This window comes from Burkholderia sp. WSM2232 (genome assembly GCF_000472545.1).
GTDB lineage: Bacteria > Pseudomonadota > Gammaproteobacteria > Burkholderiales > Burkholderiaceae > Paraburkholderia.
The window spans coordinates 62168-74265 of the sequence record NZ_AWZV01000011.1; the positions used below are offsets into that span (position 1 = coordinate 62168).

The 12098-nt window shown below is 65.4% G+C and carries 10 protein-coding genes; 2 read left to right on the plus strand and 8 right to left on the minus strand.

Annotated elements, in window-relative coordinates; all coding sequences use genetic code 11:
* Nucleotides 1-326: 326 nt before the first annotated feature.
* From nagE to F757_RS0111535, 5 genes are all read right to left on the minus strand, one after another.
* Complete coding sequence (nagE, locus tag F757_RS0111515; protein WP_027211518.1) at nt 327-2126, minus strand: N-acetylglucosamine-specific PTS transporter subunit IIBC; 1800 nt, start codon at nt 2124-2126, stop codon at nt 327-329.
* A 76-nt stretch (nt 2127-2202) separates the two neighbouring features.
* Nucleotides 2203-4773: a phosphoenolpyruvate--protein phosphotransferase gene (ptsP, locus tag F757_RS0111520; RefSeq protein WP_027211519.1), complete on the minus strand. Its 2571-nt coding sequence runs from the start codon at nt 4771-4773 to the stop codon at nt 2203-2205.
* 38 nt (nt 4774-4811) lie between these two features.
* Nucleotides 4812-5819 carry an SIS domain-containing protein gene (locus F757_RS0111525; protein ID WP_027211520.1) on the minus strand — a complete coding sequence of 336 codons (1008 nt, stop codon included), beginning with the start codon at nt 5817-5819 and terminating at the stop codon, nt 4812-4814.
* Nucleotides 5812-6915, minus strand: coding sequence for an N-acetylglucosamine-6-phosphate deacetylase (gene nagA / locus F757_RS0111530; RefSeq protein WP_027211521.1), 1104 nt, complete (start codon nt 6913-6915; stop codon nt 5812-5814). The genes F757_RS0111525 and nagA overlap by 8 nt, the downstream gene beginning before the upstream one ends.
* Nucleotides 6916-7011: 96 nt before the next feature.
* Nucleotides 7012-7746, minus strand: a complete 735-nt coding sequence (locus tag F757_RS0111535; RefSeq protein ID WP_013337933.1) for a GntR family transcriptional regulator — start codon at nt 7744-7746, stop codon at nt 7012-7014.
* Nucleotides 7747-8111: 365 nt separating this feature from the next.
* Here F757_RS0111535 and F757_RS0111540 point away from each other — a divergent pair, with 365 nt between their 5' ends.
* Nucleotides 8112-9038: a helix-turn-helix domain-containing GNAT family N-acetyltransferase gene (locus F757_RS0111540; protein WP_027211522.1), complete on the plus strand. Its 927-nt coding sequence runs from the start codon at nt 8112-8114 to the stop codon at nt 9036-9038.
* 9 nt (nt 9039-9047) lie between these two features.
* Here F757_RS0111540 and F757_RS0111545 read toward each other — a convergent pair whose 3' ends face one another.
* Nucleotides 9048-9860 carry a MetQ/NlpA family ABC transporter substrate-binding protein gene (locus F757_RS0111545; RefSeq protein WP_027211523.1) on the minus strand — a complete coding sequence of 271 codons (813 nt, stop codon included), beginning with the start codon at nt 9858-9860 and terminating at the stop codon, nt 9048-9050.
* Between the two features lie 269 nt (nt 9861-10129).
* Between F757_RS0111545 and F757_RS0111550 the strand changes: the two genes are divergently transcribed.
* A complete protein-coding gene (locus F757_RS0111550; protein ID WP_013337930.1) occupies nt 10130-10420 on the plus strand; it encodes a YciI family protein in 291 nt (96 codons plus the stop codon).
* A 145-nt stretch (nt 10421-10565) separates the two neighbouring features.
* Here F757_RS0111550 and F757_RS0111555 read toward each other — a convergent pair whose 3' ends face one another.
* Nucleotides 10566-11183: an SCO family protein gene (locus F757_RS0111555; protein ID WP_027211524.1), complete on the minus strand. Its 618-nt coding sequence runs from the start codon at nt 11181-11183 to the stop codon at nt 10566-10568.
* 6 nt (nt 11184-11189) lie between these two features.
* On the minus strand, nt 11190-12095 hold the full coding sequence (gene cyoE / locus F757_RS0111560) for a heme o synthase (protein ID WP_013337928.1): 906 nt from the start codon (nt 12093-12095) through the stop codon (nt 11190-11192).
* Between the last annotated feature and the right edge of the window lie 3 nt (nt 12096-12098).

Sequence of the window (12098 nt, forward strand, 5' to 3'; positions counted from 1 at the left end):
TTTATCGGCTGTGCCATAGGGAGGTTCCCGCGGCTTGGCCTGAATGAGCGCCGTAAGTAGCAAAGCCCTGCCGTCTTGCGACGGCAGGGCTTTTTTGTTTGCCGCGGCTGTGCGGCGCGGGCTTTCCCGCGCTGCGGCTTCAGCGGCAGCCGGAGCCGGAGCCAGAGCCAGAGCCAGAGCCGAGGCCGCAGCCTGAGCCTGAGCCGAGGCCGAGGCCGCAGCCAGAGCCAGAGCCAGAGCCAGAGCCAGAGCCAGAAGCCTAAGCCACACCCGCAGCGCAGCCCGCAGAGCGCAAACCAGCCGGCGCTCCGCCCTCCGTCAGAACCTCAGGCCGGCACAGGCGCCGCCCCGCCTGTCGGCATGCGCGTTGCGAGCGTTTCGGCGTAACGCCGCGCGGCATCGCCGACGACGATGTGGAACGTGTCTGCCGAGACCCACGCGGTGTCGAGCGTGGCGAGTCGCTGCCGATCCACCGCAGACGGATCGCGCACCACAATACGCAGGCGCGTGGCCGCGACGGCGTCGAGCGACAGCACATTGCCCGCGCCGCCAAACACGGCGAGCCAGCGCAACGGATCGGGATCGAGCGGACCATTGGCCACGTTGGCCACGTTGGCTGCGAGCGTCGGCGCGCCCGCGCCTGCCGCTGCTGAAGCCGTCGGTGCCGAAGCAGCCACTGCAGTACCAGCCAGACCCGCGCCGTTGCTGCCCTGCCCAATCGCTGTGCGAATCTCGTCGGCGATGATGTCCGCCTCAGGTCCAATGATCACCTGCACGTTGGTCGCGCCGCGCTTGAGTACGCCGCGCGCGCCAATCGTCTTGAGCTCGTTCTCGGAAACCTTGTTCGAATCGACGACCGACAGACGCAGACGCGTCGTGCACGCATCCACCACCGAGAGATTCGACGCGCCGCCCAGCGCCGCGATATAGCGCTGCGCACGCGGCAGGGCCGCACCGGCGGCCGGCGAAACGAAGCCGCCCGCGGTGAACGATTCGGCCTGCTCGTCGGCAGCCGCAGGCTCACGGCCCGGCGTCGCCATGTTGAATTTGCGGATGAAGAAGCGGAACAGCCCGTAGTACACCACCGAATACGCGAGGCCGAGCGGGATCGCCAGCCAGCCCTTCGTCGAGAGACCGTAGTTCAGCACGTAGTCGATAGCGCCTGCGGAGAACGTAAAGCCGAGGTGAATGCCAAGCGCGGAGCAGATCGCGAGCGAGAGCCCGGTCAACAGCGCGTGGATCGCGTACAGCACCGGCGCAAGAAACATGAAGCTGAACTCGATAGGCTCCGTCACGCCCGTCAGGAACGACGTGAGCGCCATCGAAAACAGCAGGCCGCCCACCACTGCGCGGCGCTCCTTCGGTGCTTCATGGAACATCGCGAGGCATGCGGCGGGCAGGCCGAACATCATGATCGGGAAGAAGCCGGTCATGAACGTTCCGGCAGTCGGATCGCCGGCAAAGAAGCGATGCAGGTCGCCCGTCACCGCTGCGCCGCCCGGCGGCGTGAAGGTGCCGAACACGAACCACGTGAGCGAGTTGAGGATGTGATGCAGACCGGTCACTAGCAGCAGCCGGTTCAGCACACCGAACACGAACGCGCCGAACGCGCCCGCCGTGGTCAGCCAATGGCCGGCCGTATCGATCACGGCCTGCACCGGCTGCCACACGTAGCCGAACACAATGCCGAGCACGAGACACACCACCCCCGTGACAATCGGCACGAAACGCTTGCCGCCGAAGAACGCGAGGTAATCCGGCAGCTTGATGTCCTTGTAGCGGTTGTACAGCAAGCCCGCGACAATGCCCGCCACGATGCCGGACAGCACGCCCATGTTGAGCTTGTCGTTGATGTCCTTCATCACCGCGACTTCGATCAGATAGCCGATCGCGCCCGCAAGACCGGCCACGCCGTTGTTGTCCTTCGCAAAGCCGACCGCCACGCCGATCGCAAACAGCAGCGGCAGGTTGTCGAAGATCGCGCCGCCCGCATCGGCGATCATCTTGATGTTGAACACATCGGGTTGCCCGAGCCGAAGTAGCAGGCCGGCAACCGGCAGCACCGCGATAGGCAGCATCAGCGCGCGTCCCAGCCGCTGTATTTTCAGAAACGGATTCCCATCCATTGATTACCTCCAATCCTTGTCTCGTTGTCGACGGACGTCGTTGAGTTATGTGGCCGGCCTGACTGGACCGAGGGGTTCAGTCCAACGGCCAGGTTTCCCGGCTGACTGCTCTTACCGCCTGTGCCGATTCCAGCGCCAGCGCGTCTTCGGCACGTTGGCGGCACAGTTGATAATCGAGGTTGCGCACGCGCGCCTTGATGCCCGGCACGGACACCGGATCGACCGAAAGCTCGGTTACGCCAAGGCCGACGAGGAGCGGCATGGCGAGCGGATCGCCCGCCAGCGCGCCACACACGCCGACCCATTTGCCGTGCCGGTTCGCACCTTGCACGGTCGTGGCGATCAGCCGCAGCACGGCCGGATGCAGACCGTCGGCCTGCGCGGCGAGATCGGCCTGACAGCGGTCCATGGCGAGCGTGTATTGCGTGAGATCGTTGGTGCCGATGGAGAGGAAGTCCGCGTGTTGCGCCAGTTGATCGGCCAGCAACGCCGCCGAAGGCACCTCGATCATCACGCCCACTTCGATCGGCTCGGCGCGCCCCAGCTCGCGAGCGAATTCGTCGATGCGCTTGCGGATGCGGATCAGTTCGCCTACGTCGGTCACCATCGGCAGCAGAATGCGCACGGCGCCGAAGGGCTTGACGGCAAGCAGACCGCGCAGTTGATCGTCGAGCAGATCCGGGCGGACCTGCGCGAGACGAATGCCGCGCAAGCCGAGCGCGGGGTTCGGCTCCGGCGGGAGCGTCAGATAATCCACTTCCTTGTCCGCGCCCACATCGAGCGTGCGGATGATCGCCGTGCGCCCGCTCAATGCGTCGACAATGGCCTGATAGCTTTGCTGATGCTCTTGCGCGTTCGGCGCAGCCGCGCGATGAATGAACAGTAACTCCGTGCGCAACAGGCCGACGGAATCGGCGCCGTTTTCCACGGCGATGTTGGCGTCCTCCAGCGTCGCGATGTTGGCGGCCACTTCGATCGCGCGGCCATCGGCGGTAACGGCCGCTTGCTGCGACATGCGGCGGTTCGCCTCGCGCACGCCGGCAAGGCGGCTGCGCTCGAGGCGCGCACGCTCGACGTCCAGTTCGGTGGGTGCAAACTCGAGGCGGCCTGTGGTCGCGTTCACGACCACCTGGGTGCCCTCGGGAATCGCATGCAGCGCGTCGCCGACCGCGACCAGCGCCGGAATGCCCGCCTGGCGCGCGAGGATCGCCGCATGCGAGGTCGCGCCGCCGCGCGCCATGACAAGCGCGGTGACGCGCGAACGGTCGAGCGTCGACAGATCGGACGGCGTGAATTCGTCCGCGGCGAGCACCGCCTCGTCCGGCAGCGTGCGCCCGGCCGCGTTGGTGTAACCCAACGCGCGCAACACGCGCTTTTCGATGTCGCGTAGATCGGCGGCACGTTCGGCGAGCAACGCGTCTTCCATCTTGCTCAGGATGCCTGTCTGTGCGCGGATCGCTTCGCGCCACGCGAAGCCCGCGCTCTTGCCGAGGCTGATCAGGTCGCGCGCCGCGTCTAGCAGCGTCGGATCTTCGAGCAACACGCGATGCACGGCGAAAATGCCCGCCTCGCCAACCGCGCCGCGTTGCGACGCGTCGCGCACCGTGGTGCCGAGATCGGCGTCCACGCTGGCAATCGCGTTGTCGAGCAAGCGGCTTTCCGCCGCCGAGGTGCCGCTCGCCTGTTCGGGCGGATCGAGGTCCGCGTCGTCCCAGCGCACCAGCTTGCCCACCGCGACGCCAGGCGCTGCGCACACACCCGCGAGCGTGTGCGACGCAAGCGCCGCGCCGCCGTCGGCGGCCGGGGCAGTGGTTTGCGGCGCGGGAGAACTTTGCCGCGCCGGCTTTTCTTCGACTTCGCCGAGCGCTTCGCGCGTCAGTTCGTGCGCGATTGCGTCGACCGCGGCTTTGGCTTGCGGACCGACGCCGAGCAACTCGACCGTCGCGCCCTGGCCCGCGCCAAGCCCGAGCAGGCCGACCACGCTTTCGATGGGCGCCTTGCGTCCGTCGTAACGCACTTCGACACGCGCGTTGAAGCCCCGCGCCGCTTCGCGAGCGCGCGCCGCCGGCCGCGCATGCAAGCCGCCCGCGTGCACCAGGGTGACCTGGGTGCGCGCTTCTTCAGTGACGCTCGTCGCGCTCAACTCGCGCGATGCCGCGGCCGCCGCGCCGTCGCGGGCACGCAGCTGCAACAACGGGGTTTCGCCCGCTTTCACCATGCCGCCCTGCGCGCGCTCGACAATCTCGAACGCCTCGGAATTGGCAATCGCGATCACCGAAACGAGGCTCGGCGCACGCAGCGCCACCTGATCCTGGTCGAACTCGATCAGCACGTCGCCGGCACGCACCTGCGCGCCCTGCTCGACCATCGGCGCAAAGCCTTTGCCGTTCAGCTCCACCGTGTCGATACCGATGTGCAGCAGAATCTCCGCGCCTTCCGCGGTGGCGAGCGTCACCGCGTGGCCGGTGCGCGCGAGATGGGTGACGGTGGCGTCGCATGGTGCGACGAGCCGCCCCTCAAGCGGATCGACGCCGATGCCGTCGCCGAACATGCCGCCCGAAAACACCGGATCGGGCACGTTCGCAAGCGGCACGACCGGACCGGTCAGCGGCGCGAGCAAAACAATATGGCCTTCAGAATGGCTCATCAAGCGGGACTCCTCGACACGTCGCATCTGATTTCTCGTCAGTGAGTTTCGGTGACTTTGTTGAGATGGCGCGGCGCGTCGGGATTGCGCCCGCGCGCGGCCGCGAGGCCCGCGGCCATCACGTAAAAGGACAGAATGGCGGCGATCGGATCGAGCGCCGCATGAGCTGTGGTGGCAAGCGGCAGCGTGGCCTCGCCGATATCCGCCGGAGCCGCGAGCAGCACGCGGGCACCGCGCGCCTGCATGTCGCGCGCGAGTTGCAGCAGGCTCGCCTGCTCCGGTCCGCGCGGCGCGAAAACGAAGAGCGGATAGTCGCGATCGATCAGTTCCATCGGACCGTGGCGCACTTCCGCGCTCGAAAACGCTTCGGCCTGAATGCCGGAGGTTTCCTTCAGCTTCAACGCAGCTTCCTGCGCAATGGCAAGACCGAGACCGCGTCCGATCACGATCATGCGTTCGACACCGCGCAGTTGCTCCACGGCCTGCGACCAGTCGAGTGTGCCCGCTGCCTGCAGCGCGTCGGGCAGCGTGTTCAACGCGCCGAGCAGCGCCGCGTCATGCTGCCAGTGTGCGACCAGTTGCGCGGAAATGGAAAGCATCGCGATATAGCTCTTGGTCGCCGCGACGCTCAGCTCGGGGCCGGCGACGAGCGGCAGATGCCATTCGCACGCGTCCGCAAGCGGCGAGGCCGGTGCATTGACCGCGGCCACGGTCAGCGCGCCTGCGGCCCGCAGCGCCTGCATCGTGCCGACCAGGTCGGGACTCTTGCCCGACTGCGAGAAGGCCAGCGCGAGTTGCTCGCGCACCTGCAGCGGCGCCTGCTGCAGCGTCGCCACCGACATCGGCAAAGAGGCGACGGGCACGCCGAGGCGGCTCATCGTCAGGGATGCGAAGTAACTCGCCGCGTGGTCCGAGCTGCCGCGCGCGACTGTCAGCGCGACGTGGCGCGGCTTCTCGGCAAGCCGGGCGGCCAGCGCCTCGACGCGCGAGGTGTCCTTGAGTTGCGCGGCGACCGTTTCAGCGGACGCGAGCGCCTCTTTAAGCATGTTCGACAATTGCTTCTCCTTCGACGTAGGTCGCGCAGAGCGCCAGCTCACGATCGAACACGACGACGTCGGCCCACGCGCCACGCGCAATACGGCCGCGGTCTTCGATGCCGAGGTAGTCGGCGGCATAGCGCGACAAACGGTTTGATACATCGGCGATCGGCAGACCGATCGACACCAGATTGCGCAGCGCCTGATCCATCGTCAGGGTGCTGCCGGCGAGCGTGCCGTCGGCAAGACGCACGCCGCCGAGACACTTCGTCACGTGTTGGCTGCCGAGGCGGTATTCGCCATCGGGCATGCCGGTCGCCGACGTGCTGTCCGTCACCACATACAGGCGCGGAATCGCGCGCAAGGCGGCGCGGATCGCGCCCGGATGGACGTGCAGCAAATCGGGAATGATTTCGGCGAACTCCGCGTGCGCAAGCGCAGCGCCCACGAGGCCGGGATTGCGGTGATGCAGCGGCGACATGGCGTTGAACAGATGCGTAAAGCCGCACGCGCCGTGCTTGAGCGCGGCGACGGCGTCGTCGTACGTGCCGAGCGAGTGGCCGAGCTGCACGCGCACGCCGCGCGCCGCCATTTCCGAAATGATGTCCATGTGGCCCGCGATCTCGGGCGCGAGCGTCACCACGCGAATCGGCGCGATGGACAGATATTTGAGCACCTCGTCCATCACCGCGGAAACGGCCGCGTCGGGCTGCGCGCCGAGCTTGCCGGGGTTGATGTACGGCCCCTCAAGATGCACGCCGAGCACGCGCGAGCAGCCCGGCGTGCGCACGCGCGCGACGTCGCCGAGACCGGCCACCACGCTCATCAGCTCGTCGCGCGGCGCGGTCATGGTGGTGGCGAGCAGGCTCGTCGTCCCGTAGCGCGCATGGGTGCGGGTGATGGTCTCTATCGCGTCGCCGGCCTCCATGACGTCGGAGCCGCCGCCGCCGTGCACGTGCAGGTCGATGAAGCCCGGCAGGATGTATGGCGCGTCGTTCGTCGCGGGATCGACGCGCTCGCCGGTGAGCGCCGTAATGCGGCCGTTTTCGAATTCGAGCGTGCCGTGAATCCACCCGTCGGTGGTGAGTATGTTTCCGGTCAGCATGAGTCTCTCTTGCAAGGCGTGATACAGGGCGAAGCTGAATTGCGCTCGACAAAGCCGGGTGCACAGCGCAACCCGCGCGGAGCAGCGGGACGCGGCTCAGGTGCGCAATTCAGCGACGAAGTCGTAGTAGTCGTCGCGGCAATAGGTGTCCGTCAACTCGATGGCGCGCTGGTCGGCGCTGTAGCCGATACGAGTGATGACCAGTAGCGCTGAACGGGGTTCGATATCCATTAGTGAAGCGATCTCGCTCGATGCGTTGACCGCGCGAAAGTGCTGCAATGCGCGCACGACGGCCGCGCCGCGCTGTTCCAGATAGCTGTAGAGCGAGACGCCGATGGCAAGCGGATCGGGAACGACGGCGACGGGCAGTGCCGAATGTTCGACCGCCATCACGATGCCGTCCGCGCGACGCAGCCTGCGCAGGCTTGCCACCGCCGCGCCGGGTGACAGGCCGAGATGCACGAGTTCATCGCGCCTCGCGGCGCGTATGTCGCGCTCGAGCCATACCGAGTCGGGCCGGAAGCCGCGTTGCTGCATCTTCTTGGTGAAGCCGGTAAGCCGCGACAGCGGATCTTCAACGCGCGGCGTGATGAAGCTGCCAGCGCCGCGCGCGCGCCGGATCAAGCCTTGCTCGACCAGCAGTTCGATCGCCTTGCGCGCGGTGATGCGCGACACGCCGATCGCATCGGACAGCGTGCGCTCCGAAGGCAGCGCCTCGCCCGCCGACCACACGCCGCAATGAATTGCCGTCGCCAGATTGCGCGCAAGCTGCAGATATAGCGGCGTGACGTTGCGAGCGTCAGGCATGAGTGCGGACCAGCGAGTTTCCATGGCGCTCCGGGCGACGCCGAAAAGATTCGGCCTGCAAAAATGAGAGCCCATTATATAACCACAATAATACCAGTCAACCAACAGGTCATACGCCGCCTTGAGCCGCGCAAAGCCTTGCCGCGTCTGCGTTTTGGCGCGGCGAAGGACTATAGCAGCACGACCTGGGGGCCCAGGACTTACCCGTATTCGAGACAGAAAGCGGGAGACATGTCGCCAATTGCAGACCAGTTTCAGACGCCTGTTGCGATGCGCGCGCTCAACGGTGTTAGCGGTTAATCCGGACTGGGCCCGGCGCGTCTTTTGTTTATAAGTGCGCGTTCCAATATAGTGATAGGCGAATACATAAAAACACCGGAGATCAGCCTTTGACCGATTATGAGGCGCTGCAGCGGGCACAGGCAGTCCGCCGCTTCAATCGCTTTTACACGCGGCTTATCGGCGCTCTGCACGAGCACCTCGCACAGAGTTCCTTCTCGTTGACCGAGGTGCGTGTGCTGCACGAGCTGTCGCGCGGGCGGGCGCAGACGGCGTCGGTGCTCGGCCGCGCACTGGGACTGGACAGCGGCTATCTGAGCCGCTTGCTGACCAACTTCGAGCGACGCGATCTGATCACGCGCCGGCCGTCCGAGACGGACGCGCGCCAATCGCTGATCGCACTCACGCACAACGGCCACGCGGCTTACGCCCCGCTGGACGCCGCCGCCAATCAGGAAGTGCTGGCGTTGCTCGACAAACTCAGCGAAGCATCGCAGGAGCAGTTGATTGGCGCGATGAACCTGGTCGAAAGGCTGCTCGGCGACAAGCCGCGAGCGGACGCCGTGGAACTGCGCGCGCCGCGCCCAGGCGAATGCGGCTGGCTCGTGCATCGGCAGGCGCAGTGGTTTGCCGGGCAATACGGGTGGGACAAGTCGTTCGAAGGGCTGCTGGCGCGCGTGGTCGCCGACTACACGCAGCGCAATGATACGGTGCGCGAGTTCTGCGTCGTCGCGGATCAGCACGGCGCGGTGGTTGGGGCGGTGTGCGTGGTCGCGGTATCGACCACAGTGGCAGGCTTGCGGCTCTTGTGGGTCGAGCCGGATCTGCAGCGCCGTGGCATCGGCATGCGGATAGTGGCGGAAGCGACGCGCTTTGCCCAGCGCGCGGGTTATACGAAGTTGACGCTGACCACGGCCAGCACGTTGGTAGAAGCGCGGCGCCTGTGCAAGCGCGCCGGTTTCGAGCTCGTCAACGCGGCGCCCGAGCGCCGTTTCGGCAAGGACCTGATGATCGAACGCTGGGAGCTCGGCTTGTAGGCCGTGGCCTCAGAACGACGGTACCACCGAACCCTTGAACTGCGTCTTGATGAACTGGCGCACGTCCTCCGACTGATACGCGGCAACCAGCTTCTTCACCCACGGCTTGTCCTTGTCCTGCGTGCGCACCGCGATCAGATTCGCGTAGGGGCTGTGAATGTCCTCGAGTGCAATCGCGTCTTTGGTGGGCTGCAGGCCGGCAGCCAGCGCGAAGTTGGTGTTGATTGCGGCTGCGTCCACATCAGCGAGCGAGCGCGGCAATTGTGCGGCATCCAGTTCGACCAGCTTGATCTTCTTCGGATTCTCGGCCACATCGAGCGCCGTCGCGTTATTGCCGTTCGTGCCAGCACCGGCCTTGAGCTTGATGACGCCCTGCGCTTGCAAAAGCAGCAGCGCGCGGTTCTCGTTCGACGGGTCGTTAGGCACCGCGACCTTCCCGCCTTGCGGCAAGTCCTTCACCGACTTCAGCTTCTTCGAATAGATGCCAAGCGGCGAAATGTACGTGAGCCCTGCGCTGACAATCTTGTAGCCGCGCTGCTTGATCTGGCTGTCGAGATACGGCTGGTGCTGGAAGCTGTTGGCGTCGAGATCGCCTGCGTCGAGCGCGGCGTTCGGCTGCACATAGTCGTTAAATTCCACGACCTTCACGTTCAAGCCTTCGCGCTTTGCCACTTTCGTGACCACTTCCCAGATCTGCGCATCCGGGCCGCTGATGGTGCCGACCTTGATGGCTTTCTCGTCGGCATGAGCGCCGAAGCTGGTGACGATCGCCGCGCTGGCGATCACTGCGGAGAGAGCTTTGAGGATGTTTCTGCGCTGCATGTAATTCTCGCTGTTTCTAAACGGATCCATCGGAAGACGGATGCAGGTGATAGCCGGACGCCGCTACTGAGCACACACATGTGCGGCACAAATGAAGGCGTGCGCCGGCTGGACCATAAATCGTCTCACATGCTGCGCAAGATGGGAAATACCGCAATCGCATATGAGTATGCGATGCGCGCTGGCGAAAGCGCCGCGCCGTGGCCGATAATCGCAGACGTTGCCGCGAGTTCCGCGGCATGTTCATTTGCGTGCGAGGACGCCCATCCATGTATGTCATCAACCTGATCTACACCGCGCCGCTCGAGCGGATCGACGACGCGCTCGAAGCGCATCGCGCGTTCGTCGCAAAGCAGTTCGAGGACGGTGTGTTCGTCGCCGCCGGCCCGAAAGTGCCGCGCGACGGCGGCATCATTCTCGCAGTGCGCATCGAGCGCGACAGACTCGACGCGATTCTCGCGACCGATCCGTTCGCCGTGCAGAAGCTCGCGCGCTACGAAGTGACGGAGTTCAAGACCACGCGGCTCGCGCCGGGCTTGAATCTGCCGATACCGGCTTGAGGTTTTGCCCGGGCATGTGATTTAGAAGAGGCTGAGGTGCGATTCGAACTCGGCCGCTGTGCAGTTTTCGCACCGCTTTTATTGCGCGCCAATGCAGCAGTCGTGCGGCGTGAATGTAGCCCTGCCGGCTGCGATTGAACGCGCGTCAGTCTAGCAGCAGCTTGATGTCGTGCACCCAGGGCGCGGCGCCCTGGCCGTCGCGCGCGAAGAGGCGCAGCTTGCCTTCGGGGTCGAACACATAGCTCGCTGCGGTGTGGTCCATCGTGTAGCTGTCAGGCGTCTTGCCCGGCACCTTTGCGTAGTAGATGCGGAAGTCTTTCGTCACCTTCTTGACCTGTGCATCGTCTGCGGGCCGCAGTCCGACAAAGGTCGGATTGAACGCCGGCACATATTGCGCAAGCAGTGCGGCGGTATCGCGTTCGGGATCGACGGTGACGAACAGCACCTGCACGCGCTTCGCATCTTCAGGGCCCAGTTGCTGCAGCGCTTGCGAGAGCTCCGCCATGGTGGTCGGACACACGTCCGGGCAATGCGTATAGCCGAAGAACAGCACGACCACCTTGCCCTTGTAGTCCGCCATTGTGCGAATCTTGCCCGACGTATCCGGCAGCGAGAAATTGCTGCCGAACTGCGTGTTACCGGTAATGTCGAGATTCTGGAATGCCGGCTGCTCTTTGCCGCAACCAGCGACGAATAACGCGCCGCCGAGCGCGCAAGCAATCACAGCAGCACGCGCCGCGCGCGCGAAGCGGGTATGGAGCATAGGGAATCACGCGCCGATCAGAACGCGCACATAGTGGTCGACCAGTAGCGCCGCGAACAGCAGCGACAGATACACGATCGAATAACGGAAGGTGCGGCGCGCCAGATCGTCCGAATACTCGAGGTAGATCTTCCACGCATAGGCGAGAAACACCGCACCGAGCAGGACGGCCGCGGCAAGGTACACCACGCCGCTCATGCCGGAGATGAACGGCATCATCGTGACGGCAAACAGGATCACCGTGTAAAGCAGGATATGCAGACGCGTGTACTTTTCGCCGTGCGTGTTCGGCAGCATGGGCAGGCCGGCGTCTTCGTAATCCTTGCGGCGATACAGCGCTAGCGCCCAGAAGTGCGGCGGGGTCCACACGAAAATGATCAGCACCAGAATCCACGCGTCGCCCGGCACGTGGCCGGTCACGGCGGCCCAGCCGAGCGCCGGCGGCATGGCGCCCGACGCACCGCCGATCACGATGTTCTGCGGCGTGGCTGGTTTGAGCAGCAGCGTGTAGATGACCGCGTAGCCGACGAAGGTGGCCAACGTGAGCCACATGGTGAGCGGATTTGCGAACGTGTAGAGCGTCCACATGCCGAGGCCGCCGAGCACGGCCGAGAACAGCAGAATCTGCGCAGTGGTGATTTCGCCGCGCGCCGACGGACGCCACGACGTGCGCCGCATCTTCGCGTCGATCTTCTGTTCAACGAGGCAGTTGATGGCAAACGCGGCGCCGGCCAGCAGCCAGATGCCGACGGTGCCGCCGATCAGAACGGTCCACGGCACCATGCCCGGCGTCGACAGAAACATGCCGATCACCGCGCAGAACACCGCGAGTTGCGTGACGCGCGGCTTGGTCAGTGCGATGTACTGGGACATCCGGCTGCCGGGCGTTTGGGAGAGTGTTGTGCTGTCCATGTG